At 66.8% G+C, this 23,606-nt stretch carries 17 protein-coding genes and 1 pseudogene; 12 read left to right on the plus strand and 6 right to left on the minus strand.

The features are described 5' to 3' along the window. Nucleotides 1-2: 2 nt before the first annotated feature. The 6 genes and pseudogenes from BCR15_RS15405 to BCR15_RS13785 all read right to left on the minus strand — a co-directional run bounded on the left by BCR15_RS15405 (nt 3) and on the right by BCR15_RS13785 (nt 5,823). Complete coding sequence (locus tag BCR15_RS15405) at nt 3-563, minus strand: hypothetical protein (RefSeq protein WP_068752792.1); 561 nt, start codon at nt 561-563, stop codon at nt 3-5. Between the two features lie 26 nt (nt 564-589). Continuing rightward, nucleotides 590-901: pseudogene (locus BCR15_RS15410) on the minus strand (helix-turn-helix domain-containing protein); the annotation flags it as partial. A gap of 769 nt (nt 902-1,670) precedes the next feature. After that, entirely contained in the window at nt 1,671-2,696 is a 1,026-nt protein-coding gene (locus tag BCR15_RS13770; RefSeq protein WP_068752794.1) for a hypothetical protein, read from the minus strand. Continuing rightward, nucleotides 2,674-4,341: an HsdM family class I SAM-dependent methyltransferase gene (locus tag BCR15_RS13775; RefSeq protein ID WP_068752795.1), complete on the minus strand. Its 1,668-nt coding sequence runs from the start codon at nt 4,339-4,341 to the stop codon at nt 2,674-2,676. The genes BCR15_RS13770 and BCR15_RS13775 overlap by 23 nt, the downstream gene beginning before the upstream one ends. 59 nt (nt 4,342-4,400) lie before the next feature. Continuing rightward, entirely contained in the window at nt 4,401-4,931 is a 531-nt protein-coding gene (locus BCR15_RS14785; RefSeq protein ID WP_141680156.1) for a hypothetical protein, read from the minus strand. Nucleotides 4,932-4,941: 10 nt separating this feature from the next. Beyond that, nucleotides 4,942-5,823 carry a hypothetical protein gene (locus BCR15_RS13785; RefSeq protein WP_068752797.1) on the minus strand — a complete coding sequence of 294 codons (882 nt, stop codon included), beginning with the start codon at nt 5,821-5,823 and terminating at the stop codon, nt 4,942-4,944. 577 nt (nt 5,824-6,400) lie between these two features. Here BCR15_RS13785 and mobF point away from each other — a divergent pair. The 12 genes from mobF to BCR15_RS13845 all read left to right on the plus strand — a co-directional run bounded on the left by mobF (nt 6,401) and on the right by BCR15_RS13845 (nt 23,464). Beyond that, entirely contained in the window at nt 6,401-12,100 is a 5,700-nt protein-coding gene (gene mobF, locus BCR15_RS13790; protein ID WP_176715256.1) for a MobF family relaxase, read from the plus strand. Nucleotides 12,101-12,357: 257 nt separating this feature from the next. Continuing rightward, nucleotides 12,358-13,407 (plus strand): LacI family DNA-binding transcriptional regulator, encoded by a 1,050-nt coding sequence (locus tag BCR15_RS13795; protein WP_083196646.1) that lies wholly within the window; start codon nt 12,358-12,360, stop codon nt 13,405-13,407. A 179-nt stretch (nt 13,408-13,586) separates the two neighbouring features. After that, nucleotides 13,587-14,900, plus strand: a complete 1,314-nt coding sequence (locus BCR15_RS13800; RefSeq protein WP_068752800.1) for an ABC transporter substrate-binding protein — start codon at nt 13,587-13,589, stop codon at nt 14,898-14,900. Nucleotides 14,901-14,968: 68 nt separating this feature from the next. After that, nucleotides 14,969-15,886: a carbohydrate ABC transporter permease gene (locus BCR15_RS13805; protein WP_083196632.1), complete on the plus strand. Its 918-nt coding sequence runs from the start codon at nt 14,969-14,971 to the stop codon at nt 15,884-15,886. Between the two features lie 11 nt (nt 15,887-15,897). Next, entirely contained in the window at nt 15,898-16,791 is an 894-nt protein-coding gene (locus BCR15_RS13810; RefSeq protein WP_068752865.1) for a carbohydrate ABC transporter permease, read from the plus strand. Between the two features lie 26 nt (nt 16,792-16,817). After that, a complete protein-coding gene (locus tag BCR15_RS13815) occupies nt 16,818-17,915 on the plus strand; it encodes a glycoside hydrolase family 172 protein (protein WP_068752801.1) in 1,098 nt (365 codons plus the stop codon). Nucleotides 17,916-18,577: 662 nt separating this feature from the next. Next, nucleotides 18,578-19,756: a YVTN family beta-propeller repeat protein gene (locus tag BCR15_RS13820; RefSeq protein ID WP_218058968.1), complete on the plus strand. Its 1,179-nt coding sequence runs from the start codon at nt 18,578-18,580 to the stop codon at nt 19,754-19,756. A 223-nt stretch (nt 19,757-19,979) separates the two neighbouring features. Beyond that, a complete protein-coding gene (locus BCR15_RS13825) occupies nt 19,980-20,240 on the plus strand; it encodes an SHOCT domain-containing protein (RefSeq protein ID WP_068752802.1) in 261 nt (86 codons plus the stop codon). Between the two features lie 164 nt (nt 20,241-20,404). Next, nucleotides 20,405-20,971 carry a hypothetical protein gene (locus BCR15_RS13830; protein WP_218058969.1) on the plus strand — a complete coding sequence of 189 codons (567 nt, stop codon included), beginning with the start codon at nt 20,405-20,407 and terminating at the stop codon, nt 20,969-20,971. Between the two features lie 2 nt (nt 20,972-20,973). Next, complete coding sequence (locus BCR15_RS13835; protein WP_439653992.1) at nt 20,974-21,693, plus strand: response regulator; 720 nt, start codon at nt 20,974-20,976, stop codon at nt 21,691-21,693. Continuing rightward, on the plus strand, nt 21,690-22,823 hold the full coding sequence (locus BCR15_RS13840; RefSeq protein WP_068752803.1) for a HAMP domain-containing sensor histidine kinase: 1,134 nt from the start codon (nt 21,690-21,692) through the stop codon (nt 22,821-22,823). The genes BCR15_RS13835 and BCR15_RS13840 overlap by 4 nt, the downstream gene beginning before the upstream one ends. A 425-nt stretch (nt 22,824-23,248) precedes the next feature. Further along, the gene (locus tag BCR15_RS13845) at nt 23,249-23,464 is read left to right on the plus strand and encodes a hypothetical protein (RefSeq protein ID WP_068752804.1); all 216 of its coding nucleotides are present in this window, start codon (nt 23,249-23,251) and stop codon (nt 23,462-23,464) included. Nucleotides 23,465-23,606 lie beyond the last annotated feature (142 nt).

Consider the following 23,606-nt stretch of genomic DNA (forward strand, 5'->3'; position numbering starts at 1 on the left):
GTCTAGAGAGCCAGCAGGGTGACCGTCTGCTCGGCGTCGGGGGTTGGGTCGACGTCGTCACGGAACAGCCGAAGGCGCCTGGCCGCGGCGTCATCGCTTGTGTGGCGGGTGTGGGCGGCTCGGCCTGGCCAGGGTTGGTGCTTCTCGTCGCAGGCTCGGCGCTCGTCGGCGGTGCGGTCGAGGTAGCTGGGGAGCGCGTAGCGGTGCCATTCCTCGAGTGGGATGGGGCTGAGGGCTTCGCCGGCTTGGTAGCGCAGCGCGGCGAGGGTGGAGAGTTCGCGGACGAGTCCTGGGTGTTCGGGCCAGCAGGGCGGTGTGTGGTCGGCGGAGTACCAGGCGTGTTGGGTGTTGAGCCAGATGACGAAGGCGTCGAGCCACTGCCAGGTGTCTGATCGCAGGTGGGGGTCGGCGATGGTGGTGAGGTCCCAGGGTCGGGGCAGGATCTCGCCGTTGGCCATGATCGCTTCAGCGTCGGTCCCACCGCGGGCGAGGTAGGCCAGGTTGACGTAGGCGGCGAGCATGCGTTCGCTGGGGTCGGGGAACGGTTCGAGCTGGGCGACCATGGTCGGTGTCCTTCGTCTAGTCGATGAGGCCGAGTTGTCGGCCGCAGCTCGGCGACTTTGGCCCGCAGTACCGACGGCGACCGGGTCCACCCGATCCGCTCCGCGATCACCGTGGCCGGCATCGTCGGCGTCTTCGACAGCAACGCCCGGATCTGCGGCTCGAACTCATCGACCACAGACCCCGCCGGTACACGCTCATACTTCGGGGGCCCATCGGAGGACAACGCCGCCCGGACCGTGTTCCTCGCCACCCCCAACTGGCGCGCGATCGCCTTGATCGCCATCTTCTCCGACTTATGAAGCCGTCTGATCTCGGCCCAATCCTCCACGCTGATCACTCCCTCACTCTGACCGAGGGGGTCAACTTTCGCTCGGCACCTGGGGGTCAGTATTCAGGCGGCGCTGACAGGGGTTACGGTCGCCGGGCCCGGCATGACTTACTGCCCGTGTCTCACGCATGATCCGGGGGGACACAGGGCACGGCGCCGCCTCGGGAGAGGGCGAGGAAGAAATGTTCGATTCTGATGTTCGTGCGCGTGGCAACAATCCACGGTTCCAAACCCGTGATGACACCCTCATCCACCAAGCTGAGTTACGGGCGCTCCCGCTCCGAGGTCAGACGGGGAGATCCCGAGCCGGCAACCCCACCATGCACCCACCCGCACCCGAGAGCAACCCTTTCCCCACCCACGGAGGGCGAAGCCCCGGACAGCTGAGTTCCACAAATGGGCCGAGCGTCGCCTGGACCATCAGTGGCGCTCACCGGCACTACCACCCGGCGCTCGACCCCAATACCCAGTGGCGCTCAAACGCGATAACCAACGGCTCAGACGGGCAAATACTCAGCCACGGAGCCACCGCTAGTCGCCCCCCCGGCGGCGCAGCCGATCGCATCGCCTTCCGTGACGGCTCGCCGAATATTCGGTCTTCTGTGCGAGCAGTATTGCGAATGGACGCCATCTGCTTGGCCGTCGGTTCGACCGAGGTGACACGGCCGGATTCCAGGCCCGTACAACAAGCCAATCAGGAAGACGGTCTATGATATGACACCCCCGGATCGAACACGCCAACTGGGTGACCGGCAGCACGGACGACTTGCCCGCGTCACTATGCGTTCGGGAGGCCACCGATTCTCCGCCGGGCCTCGCGATGGTAGTTCACTGGCGTGGTCTGAAGGACGTGCTTCACGATCGTCTCCAGGAAGCTGGCTGCGGATAGGGCCTGCGGGACGGCGTCATGACGGAGCCGCACAGGCGGAAGTGCTGCGAGGGCAGCGTCCACTTCCGAAGTCGGTAAAGTCAGTGAAGGCTCTTCAGCCTCGTCGTCCACGATATCCTCCGGCGTGACGATCGGATTTGTCGGTTCCTCGCCAGTCTCATCAGGTGGCACGAGCGCGTCATCGTACTCGATCATGAGCAGAGCGGTGGAGTGATAAGCGTCATCCTCGCGGCCGAGTTTGCCGAGTAGGTCGATCAGCCACTCGGCCGTCTCGGGCTCCTTCGTGAGGATGTCGGATCGCAGGCCAAACACAAACCCTAGGGCCGCCAAAGGATGCCTAAGCCGAAGGTTCCTTGCGTCACCGTAGGACTCTTCGACGCGATTGGCGGCGTTCTTCCCGTAGGATGAGTCCATCCGCTTGGTCGAGATCAGCACTTCGGGGCCCGTGGCCCAGTCGGTCACGATGACGTCGACCTGCTTCAAGTAGTTCTTGCCGAGGATGTTCGCACTCGACCCAGTCACCCCCTTCACCGCAGTCGTCCTAGCAAGCCGCGCTTCGAGCTGAGCCCGCTCCTTGCGGGGGAGACTTTCCAGCAGGCTGGCGACTGCCCGCGGCAGGATCCGCGGATGCACCGCGCGCGGCCAAACTGCATCGTGATCGAATCCTGCACGGCGAAGTTCGTAGCTGATCCATACATCGAGCGCCAGCGCAGGGACGCCAGATTGGGTGGTGGCTTGGATGAAGAGTGGGACACCGAGAAGCCTCGTGAGGGTGGCGTAGTCGGGCGAATAAGTCACCTTCCCTGTTGGAGCCGTATTCCAGGGGTTGCTGTGCTGGCCCCCAGGAGTCGCGTCAGCGATAATCCTGTCGAACATCACCCACGCCTTGGCTTTAGCCGTTTCCTTGGCGACCACTGGCCCCCCTCAATGTCCGACGATCCGAGAGCGCACGATGTGCTTCACGAACCAGATCCAACCGGCGCGGGGTGATCCCGCCGGCATAGGAATCGCAAAGCAGAACTTGGTCCACCAACTCCACTGCACGGGTGAGTTGACCTGTTGCGAGATGCCGCGCGACCGTCCGCCGTATGCCCCTCAAAGCCTCGGCAGCTGCCGAGACGAGCTCCGGAGACGGCATGGCCCACACGTCGGCTTCTCTGGGTTCAACCTTGAGGATGCCGCCGCCGTAGGCGCGGCCGACCATCTCGGCGCTGAGAAGCGTCACCGAGTTAAGACTCGCGATCGGCAGCAGGTCCCGCCCGAGTCGCCGCACGGCGTCATGCAGGTAAACGCCATGAACAGAGTTCAGGTGGTGGGCCCCTGCCTCGTTCGTGGTGAGCCGTGGGGTGTCCGCGTTCATGTACGTCAACATCAGGTCCGCCGGAGCAACAATCGGAACGCGGAACCAAACCTTCCGGACGCGACACTTATAGGCGTTCGCCACCCCCGCGCGATACCCGTCCTCGATGTACGCGGCAGCAGCCTCGGAGGGCCGATCTCCCGGGTGGAACAGGTATATCGGCTTGCCGTCCCCGCCCAACCTCTTGAGGTCGGCGGTCGTGAGGGTCAGACCACGTAGGTGGGAACTGCCGGGTGGGGACAGGCGCAGGAGCTCCTTGCGATTGAGGCCTAACTCCTCTACCCGTGCAGGCGAAAGCGTGAAGTAGTTGTTGCTTCCGGTGACGATTCCGAGCTTGGTCTCCCCCCACGCGCTCAGGGTGGTGAACTTGCCGCAGTTCGCCAGTTCACGGAACACGTCCATCGCGCCGGCATCGACAAGACTGGCGGTCCACTTGCCTGAGGGGTCGGCTGGCTTCCAGGGCTGACCCGTCGTCATCACGCCAAGCTGTTCAGCGTTCCTGGCCTGGCGGAAGATCGCGTGATCGGTTGGGCCTTGGCCGTACCCATCGGCCAACAGAAGTACGACGTCGGCCTCCGCTTCCGGAAACACCTGCTCATCGAAGCGCACCAGTTGGACGTCGCGAAAATGGTCGAAGAGGAACCGCCTCACCGGCGCAGCGTAGTTCACTGTTAGGAGCTCCGCGGGCAGGACCAGCCCCAGCCGGCCGCCTTCCTTTAGGAACAGGGCGGAGTGGATGGTGAACGCGGCCCAGCTGGAGGCGAGCCCCGTGAGCGCAACCCCAGCCCGAAGAGCCGCCTCCCTTGACCTCGCCCGTGCCTCGCCGCTGAACCCTTGGTATCGGATGTACGGTGGATTTCCAATTACCGCATCGAAGGTCGGCTCGGGATTAACGAGGAAGAAGTCGCTGTGGCGGACCCGCGGCCGCCCGCCTGCTTCCATAACGCGTGCCCGTGCAACCTTGGTGCTGGCCTCATGGAGTTCGACGCCGTCGACCACTGGCTCTGCTGCACCCAACTCTGCCAGCCGTTCGACGGCAGCGACCATGAATGCCGCATCCCCGGCCGAGGGCTCAAGCACTCGGTCACCCATTGACCGAAGCGCCCATCGAGCGACAAAGCGAGTGATCAGGTCGGGGGTGAAGTATGCGCCGCGAGCTTTACGCAGGTGGGGAGTATCCGTCGTGCTCAACGCGTCCATCCATCCTCCTCCTGCCTGCCTGGCATCGTATCTCTTGGCGACCGGCACCGCCCACCGGCCTATGGCTTGTTCAGCCCGAACACCTCGTACATGCGCCAGAGGCGTACGACGCATAGCCACATCGTCATGAGGAAGTGGGCGAAGAGGGCGTAGATGAGCCAGTTCGAAGCGACCCGAGCCCAAGGCCAGGCGACGGCCGGGGCAAGCATCCCCTGCAGGATCAGGCCGATGATGATGACCACACCCACCACGATGGCGTAGGCCGCACTGAAGAAGCCGTTGTCGATGTTTGCCCTGTCGGGTTCGTTTCGCGCCGCCTTGGTGGCTGGGTCGACACGCACCTGGTGCCTCAACTGAATCAAGAAGATCAAGGTCGAGAAGAGCAACCCGGTCACAATCGCCACACCGTTGAGTATCTCGAGAGAGTACGCAGAAACACGGCCCGGCAGAAGCGCGAGGGCACCGGCTGCAAGAGGTGTAAGAACCTGAACTCCCCACGATCGTTGCCTGGGGCCGTCTCCGCCCCCGTTTCCGTCTACGTCGGCGAGACTGATCTTCCAATGGGTGTAAACGACATCCTTGAGGAACACGACTCACGTCCTAGGCGATTTTCGAACACCAGTTTCGATCCCAGGGTACATCAACCAGTCCCGCGAGGTGCTGAAGACACGCGCCCACGAAGTCCTCGTCGCTCAAGTTCTCTCCCAGAGAGATGTGAACCTTGGGCAGGTTCCCTCGCTCGACCACATAAGTCTTGGTGACGTCTCCGCGCTTCAGGTGCAGGACGGTCTCGTCCTCATCAAGTGGCTCAAGCTCGAACAAGTCGTAGGCAGCCTGCGGATCTGACAGGAGTTTGTCCTTCAAGCTCCGCTCGAAGAACTTCGAGCGCTCCGCGGTAGCGGCGTAACTCATGACCCCCAGATGCTGGACCCTGCTCCTTGAGGTCGGCCCTCCACCCCTGCGCCTCCGAATCTCGAACTCCTTGAGGTCCGCCTCCGCGAGAAACTGATCGCCGTCTTGTACCCATCGATTCTTCCATGTGACGCCGTAGCCCGAGCCGTTCCAGGCAGCCTTGAGACCAGCGACGCAAGCGATCCCGGGGGCGCTGCCTGGGTACCGCTCATGGAACGTGAACAGGTATCTGCTGTCGGCGGGTGCGACGAGGAGCAGCCTGGCGTCCATGACGGCGGCATGCTCCGGCGTGATCTCGAATTCGGTACCGTTCGCGCCGATGACCCCGCCGGCCTGTCCGCTGTTCCCGAAACCCACGACGGCCAAAATCCCCCGCTCCAGTTGCGTGACCTCGCGGATGCGCACCAGGCCCTTGTGAGGGCGCGTGAAGACGTGGCCTGCCGCGAGCTCCTTCCTCGCGAAGTCCAAGAAATCTGACCCCTGCACGTCGCCGAGTTCGAAGTACTCTCGATGGGCCTCTTGCTGCCTGGCTGGATAGAACTCGCTGCGCTCGATGAGCAGGGTACTCACGATTCACGCACCTCTCTCTGACTTCCACCAGCCGCCGCTGGCTCCCCTGTTGTACGCCGCCGCGACTTTGCGAATACGGTGCGGTTGTACCACTGAATGCTCCCCCCATGGCCGCAGGCTGCGGGCGCTGAGCCCGTCCACAGGGTTCATCATTGCATCGGGAGCGGTCAGCACGTGACCGGGGGCCGGAGATCGGCCTCCTGGAACTCCCGCTGACAACGCTCACTTCCCCCTCGCGCACCCACCTCGGCAAATCGAGCGATCGGGTGTTCAAGGATGTGGCTGTCGACGACGTTCGAAACGAGGCCAACGGGACGTGGTGCAACCCTCCAGTTCTCGTGTGTCGTCCACAACACAGACCCACGTGTTCGCAGCAACAGTCCGGAGGCACCCGAGAACCCTGCGCCATGCTCTGCGGGCTCACCCTCACCAGTGAGTGCCGACGTCGCCGAACGAACAGCCCATTCTCATCCCCCGGTGCAGGGATCGCCGGATCCCATGTGCGACACACCTCTTGCACTGTCGGACCAGCTGTGGGCGCCTCGGGTTGGGGTTCTTGGGGGGTATGACGGCGTCGTTGCACAAGCTGACGGCCGGGTCGGGCTATGACTACCTGACCCGGCAGGTCGCCGCCATGGATTCCACTGAGAAGGGTCACGCATCGCTGACGTCGTACTACACGGAGAAGGGTGAGGTGCCGGGACGGTGGGTCGGGGCCGGCCTTCAGGCGCTCGAGGTGGAGCCGGGGTCTGCGGTGTCGGCGGAGCAGATGCAGTCGCTGTTCGGGGCAGGGTTTCATCCGGACATGGCCGCTCGTCTTGCTGCTTTGCCGGTCGGCGCGACGCGGGAGCTGATCCGTGCCGCGGCCCGGCTGGGGGCGCCGTTTCGGGTGCATGCCGCGGCCAGCGCGTTCCAGCAGGAGGTCGCGACGCGGTGCGCGGTGTGGGCGGCCGAGCACGGTGTCGCTTCGGACGAGGAAGTGCCGTTGGATGTCCGCGCGCGGGTCCGCAACGAGGTCGCGACCGAGGGTTTCGCGGCGCGGATGGGTCGGCCGCCGAGCGGGTTTGAGCTGTCGTCGGAGGTGGCCCGCCTGTCGCGGAACGCGACGACGGCGTGTGCCGGGTTCGATGTGACGTTCACGCCGGTGAAGTCGGTCTCTGCGCTGTGGGCGGTCGCGCCGCAGCAGGTGGCCGCGCAGATTGAGGAGGCTCATAACGCGGCCGTCGCTGACGCTCTGGCGTATCTGGAGGAGCGGGTCCTGTTCTCGCGCAGGGGTGCGGGTGGGGTGCGGCAGGTGGAGGTGACCGGCCTGATCGGAGCGGCGTTCACGCACCGGGATTCGCGGGCTGGGGATCCGAATCTGCACACCCATGTGGCGATCGCCAACAAGGTCCAGACGCTGGACGGGGCGTGGTTGGCGATCGACGGCCGGCCCTTGTTCGCGGGGCTGGTGAGCATCTCGGAGGTGTACAACACCCAGTTGGAGGCCCACCTGGTGGCCCGTCTGGGTGTGCGATTCGCGGACGAACCAGTAGCCGATCCGTCGAAGCGTCCAGTGCGGGAGATCGTCGGGGTCCCAGCCCAGTTGAGGGAGGCGTGGTCCAGCCGTCGGGCCGCGATCGTGGCCCGTCAGGCCGAGCTCGCCGTCACCTTCCAGCACGCGCATCACCGCCCGCCGACACCGGCCGAGGGGATCGCGCTGGCGCAGCAAGCCACCTTGGAGACCCGCCAGGCGAAGCACGAGCCCCGCACCCTGACAGAGCAACGCAGCGCCTGGGCAGCGCAAGCGACCGCGGTCCTCGGCGCCGACGGGATAGCCCGGATGCTGGCCGACGTGGCCGCCGCTGCTCACGGGGCGGGGCCGGCGCCGACGGCCGCCTGGATCGATGAGGTGGCCGACGAGATGGTGACCCGGATGGGCCTGTCCCGGGCCACGTGGACGGTGTGGCACCTGCAGGCCGAAGCCTCCCGCAGGGCCAGAGAACGGGCCACCGGCCCCGGGCAGGCGACCCACCTCACCGCCCAACTCCTGGCCGCGGCAACCGACCGATGCATCGTGCTGGAGGCGTGGGTCGACCCGATCAGCGACCCCCAGGTCCTGCGCCGCTCCGACGGCGAATCTGTCTACACCACGGTCGGGAGCCGACGGTTCACCTCCACCGCCGTGATCGAAGCCGAACGGCAGATCACCGACGCAGCGACCCTCCTCAACGGCCGACAAGCCAGCGAAGCCGACGTGTCCCTCGCCCTCCTCGAGGCGACCGCCAACGGCATCAACCTGACGGCCGGCCAGGCTGAACTCGTGCGTCGAATGGCCACCAGCGGACGACGGGTCCAGCTCGCCCTGGCCGCCGCTGGCTCCGGGAAAACCACCGCCCTGGCAACTCTCGGGCAGGCGTGGCGGAACAGTGGTGGGACGGTGGTCGGCCTGGCCCCCTCCGCCGTCGCCGCTCGACTCCTGGCTGATCACGTCGGCCACGCCACCACCCTGGCGAAGCTCGCCTGGGACCTCCACCACCATCCCCGCGCAGCCGAGAGTCTGATCGGCCCTGACACCCTCCTGATCGTTGACGAGGCGGGCATGGCCGACACACCAACGCTGGCCGCGGTGATCGGTTTCGCGATGCAGCGTGGTGCGTCGGTGCGGTTGATCGGGGATGATCAGCAGCTCGCCGCGGTCGGTGCCGGCGGGGTGCTTCGCGACCTCGCCCACGCCCACCTAGCCGTCCACTTGACCGAGGTGTTGCGGTTCGAAGACCCAGCGGAGGCGGCCGCCTCGTTGGCGCTGCGCGATGGCCGGCCCGAGTCGCTGGGCTTCTACCTCGACCAGCAGCGGATCCACGCCGGCTCGGACGAAACCATCCTCCGCGACGCCCTCAACGCCTGGCTCAATGACAAGACAGCCGGCCTGGACTCGGTGATGCTGGCCGGCACACGCGACCGGGTCGCCCAACTCAACCAGTGGGCCCGCGACCACCGCCTGGCCGCCACCCACGGCGATGTTGAGGGTGCCGTTGCGGTGCTGTCGGACGGGAACCTGGCCTCGGTAGGGGACGTGATCGTCACCCGACTCAATGACCGCCGCCTCGCGATCAGCGCCACCGACTGGGTGAAGAACGGCGACCGGTGGATCGTCACCGAAGTGGACCCGACGGGTGCGATCCAGGCCCACCACCTGAACAGCGGGCTGCGGATCACGCTGCCGGCGGCCTACGTGGCCGAGAACGTGGAGTTGGGCTATGCGGTGACCGTCCATGGCGCCCAAGGCATCACCGTCGACACCACCCACACTGTCCTGACCGGTACGGAGAGCAGGCAGCAGCTCTACGTCGCGATGAGCCGCGGTCGCCGCTCGAACCACGCCTACGTCCAGGTCGTCGACGGCGGCGGCGAGAACTCCCCCATCCACCCCACCACCCTGCGGCCCGTTACCGCCGCAGACGTCATCGAGCAGGTCCTGGCCCGTGACGGATCCGCCCGTTCAGTCACCACCGAGACCCGCCAAGCCGTCGACCCCTACACCCGCCTGGGAAACGCCGTGGCCCGCTACAGCGACGCGGTGAGCGTCGCCGTCGAACACCTGCACGCCGACGCGGCACACGAGTTGGACCAGCACGCCGACGAGGTCGTGGATCAGCTCACCTCCAGCCCCGCCTGGCCAACCCTCCGCGCACACCTTCTTCTGCTCTCGGCCACCGGCGAGAGGCCCCACTCAGCGCTGCAGCTGCTGCGTGCCGCGTTCGACGCCCGGGAACTGTCGACCGCCCACGACCCGGCGGCGGTGCTCACCTGGCGGCTCCCCCACCCTGACACCTCGGGCCCACTCCCCTGGCTCACCGGCATCCCCCGAAGCCTCGCCGACCACGATCAGTGGGGCCCCTACCTCACCGCCCGCCACGCCCAGGTCCGCGCCTTCGCCGCCGAAGTCCGAGCCGCCGCCACCGCCATCAACCAGCCGGTCTGGGCTCTACCGGGCCAGACCCTCACAACGTCGACCGTGACCGATGTCGAGGTGTGGCGGGCAGCCTGGCAGGTCGAACCTAGCGACCGCCGCCCCACCGGACCCGCCCAACTCGGCGCCGCCGCGCACCACTGGCAACAGAACCTCACGAACCGGCTCCGACCCGCCCACCCGGTCGGGATCTGGACCGATCTCCTCCGCGACATCCGTGCCGATCTCCCCCGTGACCCCTACGCCACCGTCCTCGCTCACCGCCTCGCCGCCCTCCACAACACCGACGTCCCCATCACCGAACACCTCGTCGCAGCCGTCGCCGAAGGGCCCCTGCCGACAGAACAGCCAGCCGCCGCGCTGTGGTGGCGACTCGCCCGCCACCTCACCCCGACCGACAGCCCCACCCTCCCCACCTGGGAAGAATCGTTGGTTGACCAGCTCGGCTTCCAGGCCGCGGCCGACCTGGAAGCCAGCCCCTGGTGGCCCCACCTGGCCGCCGCGCTCACCGACGCCATCCAGCGCGGCCACCGCCCCGAGGACCTCATCATCCCCGTGCCAGACGTCTCCGGATTCGACGACGCATGCCAGGCGATGCTGTGGCGCACCCACCGCCTCATGACCCCGCCCCCGGACGACCAGGTGGAGCCGCCGCACCCCGATCAGTTGCCCCCCGACGGGATCGAAGACATCGACTGGACTACTCGGACCGCAGACCTCGCCGAAGCTGCCCGGCTGCGGGAGCGCACCGACCCCGACTTCACCGACATCGAAATGCGGCAGGGATTCGCGGCCGCCGACCGCTGGGCCGAGACCCCCCACACCCCGCAACGCCTCGCCCAAGTCACGGCAGCAGCGGCAGGATTCTTCGAATCACAGCTACCCGACTCGTGGAGCCATCACTACTTCACTCAACGCTTCAGGCAGGATCTCGCCGGCAACCCCCGGTTCCGGATCGGCCACGCCCCAGCAGGCTGGACCTCCATGGTCAGCACTCTGCGGAAGCAGGGATTCAGCACCGACGAGCTGCTCGCCGCGGGAGTGGCAACCACCACCCGCCAGGGCAACGTGATCGACCGATTCCGCGACCGCGCCATCCTCCCCATCACCCACGAAGGCGTCATCGTCGGGTTCGTCGGCCGTCGGCACCCCGACGCCGACGACGACCACGGCCCCAAATACCTCAACAGCCCCGCCAGCGCGCTGTTCGCCAAACGCGACATCCTTTACGGCCACCACCTCCTCACCTCCGAGGCTGTTCCGGTGATCGTCGAAGGCCCTATCGACGCGATCGCCGTCACCCTCGCAGGCCAAGGCACCTACATCGGCGTCGCACCCCTGGGAACCGCGCTGACCCTGGAGCAAACCCTGCTGCTGCGCGGCGGACCCACACCGCTGATCGCCACCGACGCCGACAAAGCCGGCCACGTCGCAGCCGAGAACGCATTCTGGCTCCTCGCCCAGCACCGCCTCGACCCACGCCGCCTCATCCTCCCGACGGGCGGGGACCCAGCGCAACTGCTCGAACAGCACGGACCCGACGCCCTCCACCACGCCCTGGCCACAGCCACCACGATCCAGGGCGAACAGATGATCCGCGACCGAGTCACGTTCCTCACCCCCGCCGACGCCACCCGGCAGATCGCCGAGATCCTCGCCGCCCGCCCACCAGCCACATGGCAGCAACACCTAGCTGCCGTGCCGGAGGAGCAGACCCAGCAGCTGATGACGTGGATCAACGCCTGGACCACCACCCCGATCATGGCCGCCGACCATGCACGAGAGCAGACGCGTGCGATGCGCCGCCGCCTCGACCAGACCCCTGCCCAGCGCTGGCAGCGCTGGGCAGATCTCACCGAGATGGCCGCGGTGCCCGAATGGCCGCAACTCGCCGACCGGCTCGACGAACTCCACCACGCCGGGGCTGACACCACAATGCTGGCGAGACGGCTGGCGAAGGTGCCGGCCGCAGTCGCCGCTGCGACTCTGGCGCACCACCGCCCGGGGTCGGCGGTGGAGGTCGACTGGCGTCCCTGGGCCGAGCTCGTCAATCCCGGGTTGATGACGGATCAGAGGTGGCAGAGCATGCAGACAGACCTGACCCGGCTACAAGCCGCCGGCACCGACCTCGCCGCCCTCGCTGCAGCGATGGCTGATCGCGATCCGGAGACAGTGGCGGTGAGCTTGCGTAACGCGCTACGCAACCACGCCAGCAAGGTCGGTCTCAATATTGGCGCCGATCAACAAGCTTCACCGGTCACTCGAGCCCAGCTCCGAATCGGCGGGCCCGACGAAACGCCGGGGCGCACGCCTCCCCAGCGATGAGCCCGCGACTGTATGTAATGCCAGTGTTGGTTGATCGCGCTTGGCACTTGGCGAAAGACGAGGCCCATGGCCCCGGGGGGATCGGAAGATCGAGTCCGTCACGGAGAGATCGCCCATCAGCAGCAGTCCGCTTCGCAGCTCTCCACCCCCACCCGGCCGTTATGTAACGATTCGATAACGGCGTTTGCGTCAAAGCGTTTGACGTTCTTACGGTGATGCAAACGTTTGACTTCAATCGTTTGACGAGAGGTATGTCGATGGTGACACTCAAGGACATCGCGGCCCATGTCGGGGTCTCGATCTCGGCGGTGTCACTCGTCCTCAACGACCGGGGCGAGGGGCGAGTTCGTCCCGACGTGGCCGTCCGGATCCGGACTGTGGCGGATGAGCTCGGGTACGCCCCTAATCTCTTGGCCCGCGGACTCAAGACCAACCAGTCACACATCATCGGGCTGCTGTCGGACCAGGTGGCCTCCGTCCCGTTCGCGGGCCAGATGCTGGGGGGCGCGCAAGTCAGCGCGGCGGAGGAGGATTTCCTTCTCATCGTCGTCGATACCGCCGGCAACCGGGATCTTGACGGGACCGCGGTCAAGACCCTCTTGCAGCGCAATATCGAGGCGCTCATCGTCGCCACCGACTTCCATCGGGAGGTGGATCTTCCGATGACGCCCCGAGCCATGCCTGTGGTAGTCCTCGATGGGCTGCCCAGGGATCGCTCGGCCGTCGCGGACTGGGTGATCCCGGATGAGACGGGCGGGGCGTACGCCGCCACCATCCATCTCATCCTGGCCGGGCATCGACGGATAGCGTTCTGCAACGTCGAGGACGAGCGGTTCGTGGCCCGCACGCTCCGCCGTGCCGGCTACGAGGCCGCTCTGTCCGCCGCCGGGCTCACGCCCGACCCCGCTCTGATAGTCGATGCCTCCGATCCCAGCACGGCGGCCGGTCGCGTCCAGGCCCGCCGCCTCCTCTCTACGCACGACCGGCCCACGGCAGTGTTCTGCTTCTCAGACCAGATCGCCTTCGGCTTCTACCAGGTAGCCCAGGAACTGGGCCTGCGGATTCCCGACGACCTCTCGATCATCGGCTTCGACGACCAGCCGTTCATAGCCGACAGCCTCCTCCCCGGACTCACCACCGTCCGGCTACCCCACCGCGACATGGGCACCTGGGCGGCACGCCAGGCGATCGCCCGCCTTCGCGGGGACGCGCCGTCGGGCCCGGTGAGCACCCAGATGCCATGTCCGCTAGTGGAGCGCGCATCCGTCGCTCCCCCCAGCCCCGAAGGAGGCGCCCCACGCACCTGATGCCTTCCCACTGAACAGCTTCGCCGTCGCTGACGACGGCGACACCGGCTGAGCGCCACACCACTCAGCCCCTATGACGGCGCGCCCATCGCGGCGCCCCTCCGCCCATCCCAGAAGCGCCCCCGTGGCCTTGGTCGACCCTGCCCTCAGGGCGACCCCCTTACCCAAGGAGAAATCCCATGAGCACACGCTCCCCCCTCCGCCGGCTCGGCGCCCTCGCAGCGGCCGCGGCCCTCAGCACCGTCGCCCTCAGCGCCTGCGGCCAGGACCAGCCCGCCGACCCCGACGCGCCCCGCACATTCACCATCCTCCAGTACGAGGACCCTAATAGCCCCCAGGCCCAGGGGTGGAAGAAGGCGGTGGAATTGTTCGAGGCCGAGCACCCCAACGTCACCGTCGACTTCCAACAGACGAGCTTCGACGCCATGCGGCAGAACGCGAAGATCACCCTGTCCGGCAACGATGTCCCGGACGTCATCGAGTTCAACAAGGGCAACGCCGATGGCGGCCAGCTCGCCGGTCAGGGCCTCCTCGAGCCGCTCACCGAGCAGGTCGAGGAGCGCGGCTGGGACGAGAAGGTGACCGGCTCCATGGCCGCCTTCGCCCAGTACGACGAGAACGGCATGGCAGGCTCGGGCGACTGGTACGGCATCCCCAACATCGGCGAGTTCGTCATGCTCTACTACAACAAGGAACTGTTCGCCGAGGCTGGCATCACCGAGGTCCCCACCACCCTGGAGGATTTCGAGGCCGCGATGGATCAGCTGATGGCCGCCGGCATCCTGCCGATCTCCAGTTCCGCCAATACCAGTCAGGGCTTCAACCAGATGTGGGTGTGGTACTCGCTGGTCTCCGCGGAGGCGTCGCGGGACCAGATCGACGACTTCATGTTCGTGCGCAACCCCGTCGACTTCAGCGCCGCGCCGTGGGGCACTGGTACGGCCCGCTTCCAGGAGTGGATCGACAAGGGCTACGTCGGCGACCAGCTGGGCGGGCTGTCCTTCGAGCAGGCCATCGTCAATTTCCTCAGCGGCGACGCCGCCATGGTGATGTGGAATGACCCGCAGTTCGCGCGGATCAGCAACGATGCGCAGTTCGACTGGGGCTACTTCACGCTCCCCGGTGCCAACCTGACGATGGGCTCGTCAGGGCATCTGTGGGGCGTCCCGGCCAAGGCCGAGAACAAGGATCTGGCCTACGACTGGATCGACATCACACTCAGCCAGGAGGTCCAGGACACCATCAGCGCTGCCGGCGGCCTCGCGCTGGCAGGCGACACCAGCAAGATCGAGGACGAGGCCTACCGAGGCCTGGCCGAGCGGTTCAACGAGCTGGTCGAGGCCGACACTCTCTCGTTCTACCCCGACTACCCCGTGCCCGGATTCCTGGACTTCATCCAGAACCACATGCAGGCCATGTCGAACGGCAACGAGACGGCCGACGAGTACATCGCCGCCCTGCAGGAGTTCTACGACGAGGGCACCCAGTCCTGAGTGACACCGGTCGGGGCGCCCACGCGGCGCCCCGACCCCACCCGACTCCCCACAGACAGGTCCGTCCCATGCCTCTGACCCGATCCGTCGCCCGGACATTGCGCCGGCGCGAGCGCTCCTACTGGTGGTACCTGGTGCCGATCGGCATCTCGTTCACCGCCATCGTCCTGCTCCCGTTCGCCATGAACATCGGCTTCAGCCTCTTCCAGTGGAAGGGCGGTCTGGCCCCGATGCGTTGGTACGGACTCGGCAACTACGTCGACCTGCTGCAGGACGAGCAGTTCTGGCAGTCCTTCCAGAACTCACTGTTCATGGTCATCGCCATCACGGCCATCCCCACCGCTATCGGCATCCTGCTGGCGGCGATGCTCTTCGACTACCTGGGCCGGACGTTCGGCTCGCGTGTCGCGTCCTTCCTCCGCGCCACCTACTACCTTCCCCAAATCCTCCCCATCGCGGTGGCCGGCTTCATCTGGAGCTGGATCCTTGACCCGGCCAACGGCTCGATCAACACGTTCCTCAAGTTGATCGGGGTGGCGAAGCCCCCGGACTGGCTGGGCGATCCCAACCTGGCGATCTACGGCCTCATGGCCATGCTCGTGTGGCTGCAGCTGGGCTACCCCGTCGTCATCTTCATGGCCGCCCTCTCCCGCGTCAGCCCCGAACTGTACGAGGCGGCCTCCCTCGACGGTGCCGGCTGGTGGCGCCAGTTTGCCGCCATCACGCTGCCGACGATTCGCCCCGAGATGTTCATCGTGGTCCTTACCGCGACGGTGGCCGCGCTCAAGGTGTTCGCGCCGGTGCTCATCCTCACCGGCGGGGGTCCCGAGGGCTCAACCGTCGTGCCCTCCTACTACGCCTACCGCAACTTCTTCGAGCTCTCCCAGGTGGGCTACGGAGCCACCATCGCGACCGTGATGTCGCTTCTCATCTTCGTCATTGCAGCCGTGATGCTCACCTGGCAGCGCCGCAGCGAGCACTCCTGAAAGGACCGATGATGACCACCTCCACCACCACCACTCCGGTTGGCGGCCGCCCCGCTGTCGATTCCGCGCCCCGGCGCCGCCGGCGCCACACCCCGATGCGCTGGGTGGTCCTGGGCGTCGCAGTCCTGGTCTCCGTGATTATGCTCGCGCCGTTCCTGCTCATTGTCCTCAACGCATTCAAGACCAGTGCTGATTACTCGTCCAACGGCCCCATCGCCTGGCCACAGTCGTTCACAGTCGACGCGTTCCTCCACTACCTGGGACTGGTCAACTTCCCCCGTGCACTATGGAACTCGATCATCATCTCCACCGTGGTGGCCTTCGCCGGCGTCGCGCTGGCGCTGGTCAGCTCGTACGGGATCGGCATCGGTCGGGTCAAGGGCAGCGGCCCCATCCTGGCGGTCCTCCTGCTCGCCACCATGCTCCCGCACGAAGCCCTGATCTACCCCCTGTTCTACGGGGCGCAAGCCACGGGCACGTTCAACACCATCTGGTCTGTGATCATCGTGTTCACCGTCCTGCAGGCCGCGTTCGGGACCTACCTGCTCGCCAGCGTCATGGGCACGATCCCCAAGGAACTGCTCGACGCGGCCTCCATGGACGGCGCGACGCGCTGGCAGATCCTCTGGCTCATCATCGTGCCGGTGCTGCGCCCCACACTGTCCGTGCTGTTGGTGTTCTTCTTCATCTGGACCTGGAACGAGTTCTACATCCCCGTGGTCCTCCTCGCCGACCAGTCGTCACAGACCGTGCCCATCGCACTGGCCACCCTGCGCGGCCAACACTCCATCGACATCACCGTGCTCAACGCGGGCTCGCTGCTGTCCCTGCTGCCGACGCTGGTGTTCTTCCTCATCTTCCAGCGCACCCTCAGCCACGGCGTCACCGCCGGGGCCGTCAAGTAACCCCTACTCACCCAGAAGGATCACCAGTGTTCCACTCCATCTCCATCCCGCAGCCCACGCCCGGCGTGCGCAGCCGCAGCATCAACGCGGAGAACCCCACCGGTGCCATCGGCGCCGCCGCCCAGGCCGCGTCGAACCTCGGCCCGGGGCGCAAGGGCTCGGCCTACTACCCCCTCCCCGCGGGCGAGACCCTCACGCTCGCCGACATCGAGGGTCCCGGCGTGATCCGCCACATCTGGATCACCGTCGCCGAGACAACCGACGCCGGGCCCTTCGTGCTTCGCGATCTAGTCCTGCGCGCCTACTGGGACGGCTCCGAACACCCCTCGGTCGAAGTTCCCCTGGGTGACTTCTTCTGCAACGGCTTCGCCACCCGCGCGCTCGTCACCTCCGTACCGATCGTTGTAGCCCCCACCCGCGGCATGAACAGCTACTTCCCCATGCCGTTCCGCCAGTCCGCGCGCCTCACCCTGGAGAGCCAGCACGGCGGCGACCTTCCCCACGTCTTCTACCAGGTGGACTACACCACCGGCGACGACATCCCAGCCGACGCCGCCTACTTTCACGCGCAATGGAGGCGCTCCAACGGCACCACGGCGCTCGGCGAGGACCACGTCATCCTCGACGGCGTGGAAGGGTCGGGCACCTACATCGGCACCTACGTAGCGGTGGCGTCCCTCCAGCGCTACTGGTGGGGCGAGGGCGAGGTGAAGTTCTTCATCGACGACGACGACCAGTTCCCCACACTCTGCACCACCGGCTTGGAGGACTACGCCGGCGGCGCGTGGGCGTTCCAGGACGAGCTGCGGGCAGACCCGGAGCCCGAGGTGCTCACCTTCAGCGCCCCCTACTTCGGATACCCCTTCTACTCCGCCCAGGACCGAACCAAGGCCTCGCCCTTCGCCACCGCCATGCCCCAGATGCACGGCATGTACCGTTGGCACCTGCCCGACCCCATCTTCTTCACCGAGCGGCTGCGCGTCACAGTCCAGCAGATCGGGGCCTGGGACCACGGCCTGTTCGAGCGCAGCGACGACATCTCCACGACGGCCTACTGGTACCAGACCACACCGCACCAGCCGTTCCCCGGGCTGCCCTCAGCTCAGGACCGTCGACCCCGATGACGAGGCTGTTGGCGCACGCCGGGACTCTCAGATGAACCGTCTGCCTGCTTAGCTAGGCCTTGCCAAGCGTGACGTTGCCGCACACTCAGGCGCCCCGGTCACTACCATCAACGCTGGCGGTGAGTGACAAGGTCCGGGCCTTGCCCACCCATCCATCGAGCCAAGGTCACGGTTGCAGTCCGTGACCTTGGCTCCGAACTGCCCGCCATCAACTCGAACCGAGTTGTCGTTGGCCGCATCACATTGAGACTCTCGAACGCGGCGAGCAGCGACGGGTTCATCGTCCGCGACAGCCAGGCCTTCGGGGGCCGGGCGACGACGATCAGCCCGCCCTTGCCGTGGCCTGCGTAATCCGGTCACGCAACTGCTGGTCGAGGGAGCGTGGCACATAGGGGGGCACCTGATCGTCGGTGACCCAGGAACCCTGACGGAACCCGGTTATTACATCTGATTCTCTGGATAATCCGATGTAATACGCGGGTGGATCTATGTGCGTCAGAGGTAGAGCGGCTTGCCGCCGCCCAGCGAGAACCAATGCCTCGCGGGACTTCCCCGGGTAGGCGATGTGTCCTTGACGGAACCTTGACCGGATGAGCATCGAAAACAGACGAACGAGGCGTCATAGTGGTCCTACATTTCTACATGTTATTAGGAGAAATCACGTGCTCGTTTCCCACGGCGGTCTGCGCCGCCCCTTGTTCCTCACCGTCTTTGTGATGGCCGCCTTGACGCTGACTGCCTGTGGGCAGGATGCACCGGCTGCCGGTTCGGCTGCGCCGTTGAGCAGTGCCGCCGCTACGCAGAGCGACGAGGGCGCTGCCGGTGAGGGAGGCACCGGACCTCAGGAGCCGATGGCGATCCGGGGCACGGTGTGGGTTGCCAGCGAGGACGGTGATTCCTTGTCGGCCATCGACGCGGACACCGGTGTCGTGGTGACCACGGTGAGCGGGATCGAGAGTCCTCACAATGTTCAGGTGAGCCCTGATGGTGGCACGGTCTGGGCTGTCAGTGGTCACGCCAACGCTGTGGTGGCGCTGGATGCCGCGACGTATGAGCTGTTGGGGACCGCTCCGACCGGTGTGAGCCCTGCGCATGTGGTCGTTAGTCCTGATGGTGAGCAGGTCCTTGTCACCAACTCGGGGGATGACACGCTGAGCGTCTACGACGCCGAGTCGCTGGAGCTCCGGGCCACCGTTGACCTCAGTGCCGGGCCGCACGGCCTGCGTCCCACCCCGGACGGTGCGGCGGTGGTCGTGGCCAACACCACAGCGGGCACTGTCGACGTGGTCGACACTGACACCTATGAAGTCACCGCGACGATCCCGGTCGGGGACTCCCCTCCGCAGGTCGCTGTCGCACCGGACGGGCGGTACGCCTACGTGAGCCTGGTCGGGTCCAGTTCTGTGGTGAAGGTCGACCTGGTGGAGCAGAAGGTCACGGGATCGGTGTCGGTTCCGTCGCCGCCGGTCCAGCTGTACCTGACCGCGGACGGGACCCGCTTGCTGTCGGCCGACCAGGGAACCGAGGGCGCCCCTGGCAGTACCGTGTCCGTGATCGACTCGGCCTCCATGACCATCGAGGACACCATCGCCGCGGGGGCTGGCCCGCACGGGGTGGTTGTCGAACCGACCGGGCAGCGGGCCTGGGTGACCAACCTCTATGACGACACGGTCTCCGTGATCGACCTGTCGACCAACCAGACCGTCTCGACTGTGTCTGTGGGCGACAAGCCAAACGGCATCAGCTACAGCCCTCAATCGCCTACGCCCGGGCCCGCCACTACCAGCGTCACCGTCCCCGACTACGCCACCGGAGCCGAGGGCGGCCACGCGGAGCACTGACCCGGCTGGGCGACCCTCCATCCTGATCGACGGGGCGGTCCTCGAAATGGCAGCCGCTTCTCGGCCCGCAGTTCCACATCCGACATTGGGGGTGACGGAACCGATGCATGGATGGATGTAGAGGGAATCTTTACTCCGCAGGCGCGAGGATCCTTACACGTGACGGTCAAGCTTGTTGCATCGGGTGGTCACGGGACCACCCACTCGGTCCAGGAGGATAGACATGATGGGTTACGGCGGTTTTGGCGGTATGGGGTGGGGCGGCATGGTCGGTATGGTGCTGCTGTGGGCGGTGCTGATCGGTCTGGTGGTGTGGGCGGTGACCAGGCTCTTGCCAACGCGCCCCTACGGTGGCGGCATGCAGCCCGGGCCGGAGACGCCGGAGGAGATCCTGGATCGTCGGTTCGCCCGCGGCGAGATTGACGTCGAGACGTATCAGGTGCAGCGGGCTGCGCTGGCCTCGGCCCGGGGTGAACGCCGATGACTGGGCGGGGCCTGACTCAGGCCGGCCCACGCTGGCTGGCGTGGCTGGTGTTGGTGGTCGCGAGCGTGCTGTTCGTAGGCTCGGTGGTCTTGGCCGCTTGGGGAGGTGCTCGCCCTTACCCTGGCGCTGCCGGTGTCGCGCCGAACTGGGACGGGCATGGTCCGATGATGGGAGCCAACGGTCGCGGGTGGGTCGGACCGTCGGGCGGAATGATGGGCGCCGGGGGCGGCTCCATGATGAGCGGCTCCATGATGGGCGGCGGGGTGTGGCTGGCCGGCGACGGCGTCCGGGTCGACACCATCACCCAGGCAAGGGCTCGCGCGACGCAGGCTGCGGCGGTCAGTGGGCTCATACCGGGCGAGGTGATGCAGTTCACCAACAACTTCTACGTCGAGTTGAGGGACGCCTCCGGTGAGGCCACCACCGAGGTGCTCGTGGACCCGGCAACCGGCGCGGTGTCCACCGAGTACGGGCCGGCCATGATGTGGAACACCGGCAGCCGGACCGCGGCCATGTCCGCTGATGAGGCCGACACGATCGCCAACCGATGGCTGCAGGCAAATGCCGCCGGTGAGACGGCGGCAGGGACGGCCATGGAGTATCCGGGGTACTACACCCTCGACACCGCCTCGGGCGGTACAACAGTGGGCATGCTGTCGGTCAACGCCACCACCGGGGCGGTCTGGTACCACACGTGGCACGGCGAGTTCGTCGCTGAGGAGGACGCTTGAGCGTGGGTTCTGACAAGCAGCCGAGCGTCCTGGTGGTCGACGACGAACCCAGCCTGGTCAGGGTGGTGGAGGGCTACCTGACCACGGATGGGTTCACCGTGCGCACCGCCAGCGACGGCGAGACGGCGCTCGCACTCGCGCGGGAATCAGAGCCTGACGTGGTTGTGCTCGACCTGGGGCTGCCCGGCATGGACGGCGTCGAGGTGTGCCGGCAGCTGCGGACGTTCAGCAGCTGCTACGTCCTGATGTTGACCGCGCGCGCCGACGAGGTGGACATGCTCATCGGGCTCGCGGTGGGAGCCGACGACTACGTCACCAAACCCTTCTCCGCCCGAGCACTGGTCGCGCGGGTCAGGACGCTGCTACGGCGACCGCGGACCCCAGCCGGCGCCACGGCACAGGAAGCCCCGGAGGCACGCGTCTTCGGGGACCTGACGGTGGACGTTCCGGCGCGCGAAGTGCGGGTTGCCGGCTCACTGGTGGCGTTGACGCGCACCGAGTACGACCTGCTGGAGGCGTTGAGCGGGAGTCCCCGCATCGTGTTCACCCGCCAACAGTTGCTCGACCGCGTCTGGAAGGACACGACGGGCTCGGCCGCGAGCGACGAGCACCTTGTCGACATCCACGTCGGCCACCTGCGTCGCAAGCTCGGTGACGACCCCCGCGACGCCCGCTACGTGCTCACCGTCCGTGGGGTCGGCTATCGGATGGGCCCGGGATGACCGCCCACCGAAAGGAGCCGCGACTGGCACGACTCGCCCTGGCCCCCCGACTCCTCCTCAACAACGTGCTCGTCATCCTGGCCGGCGCCGGCACAGTGCTCGTAGTGGTGCTCCTGGTCACCCCGTCGGTGTTCCAGCTCCACCTGGACAGGGCGGGCGTCGCGACCGACTCAGACGCCCTCCAACACATTCTCATGGCGGTTCAGGACGCCGTCCTCGTGGCCGTGGGGATCGGCATCGCTGCCGCGGCGTTCACGGCCGCAACAATCAGCTGGGTGGTGGCCCGCCGGCTCGCCGCTCCTGTGTGGGACGCGGCTGACACCAGCCGTCGACTGGCGGACGGAGACCTGGACGCCCGCGTGCTCGATCCCGGCATGGGCCCCGAGTTCGCCACCCTGGCCGCGTCGGTTAACGAGCTGGCCGAGCGACTCCAGGCCACCGAGGACACCCGCCGCGCACTCACCGCCGACCTGGCCCACCAGCTCCGCACGCCCATCGCCTCCATCGAAGCCACCATCGAGGCCGTCCGCGACGACGTGCTGCCCGCCGACCACCAAACCTGGGACACCCTCGCCGCCCAGAGCACCCGGCTCCGCCGCCTCGTCGCCGACCTCGAGGTCGTCTCCCGCGCCGAGGAACGTCAACTGCTCCTCAGCGCCGAACCCGTTCCTGTCCCCAGCTTGATCGACGCGGCCGTTGGGGCGCATTCGGAGTGCTACCGGTCCGCCGGCGTCCGGCTTGACGCCTCCGTCGCTGACAGCACTCCTCGCGTGCTGGTCGACCCCGAACGAATCCAGGAAGTCCTCGGCAGCCTGCTCGACAACGCGCTCCGCTGCACCCCGGCCGGCGGCACCGTCACCATGGCCGGTCGGCCCAGCCCGTCCGGGGACGCGGCGGTCATCACAGTGACCGACACCGGCATCGGCCTCACCCCGGCCGAAGCGGGGCAGATCTTTCGCCGCTTCGCGAAGGCTGCGGACAGCCCTGGCTCCGGCCTTGGGCTGACCATCGCCCGCGCCATCGTCGAGGCCCACCACGGGACCCTCACCGCGGACAGTGCCGGCCCCGGCACCGGCGCCCGATTCACGATCACCCTCCCTGCCAGCGGTTCCCGGCGAACCCGCCACTGAAGGCAGGCGGAACTAGCAACACCAACTCCCTGAGCCTTGATCCACCCGTGGAGTGGCTCAGCATGGTGGAGGGACAGGGGGCGCCTGCTTCTGGCTTGGGATACAGGTGGCTACGACCAGAAAGCTCAGGCCAGGCCCGTCCGGGAGTTGGCCCTAGCGAAGAGTAGGCTCACCCGAGTCCACGCACCTACCCCGCACGCGGCGAGCACTTCCTCACCCAGATGCAACAAGACACCGACGAGCGCTGAGCCAAGCACCAGGATGTCGCCGCCGATCGCCTGCCCAAGCCCCACTCTGAATCGTGGGACCCAGGCCCTCAGACTTCTTGATCAAAAGCGGAGGGGATAGTTGAACGGATCTATACATTGTCGCGGGACAGTGGTCTTATCGGCCGGATCGACCGGCACCGACATGAAGGAGACCACATGATCACCACGCGCAAGATCGCTGCCCTCGTTACCGCCGCCGCGGCGGTGGTCGCGATGACCGCCGCCACCGCCGGAGCGGCCGAGCCCACCACCGGACGCGAGTTCGCCAGCCACGTCCGCATGATGGCCCAGTCAGACATGGGCTTCGACGGCACGCGCAACCCCGGCATGCATCAGGGATTCTCCGGCATGGAGGCTCACCACTCCTCCTGACCAGATCGGTCGGCTCGTCACGCGATCCCCGCCAGGCACCCAGCCCGGGCGGGGATCCCGCTGACTCGAGGCCCGCAACGCCGCATCAGGACGCGACGAGCGATGAAACCAACCCTCACTGTCACCACCTCACCAACGGTCA

This window comes from Tessaracoccus lapidicaptus, assembly GCF_001693815.1.
Lineage (GTDB): Bacteria > Actinomycetota > Actinomycetes > Propionibacteriales > Propionibacteriaceae > Arachnia > Arachnia lapidicapta.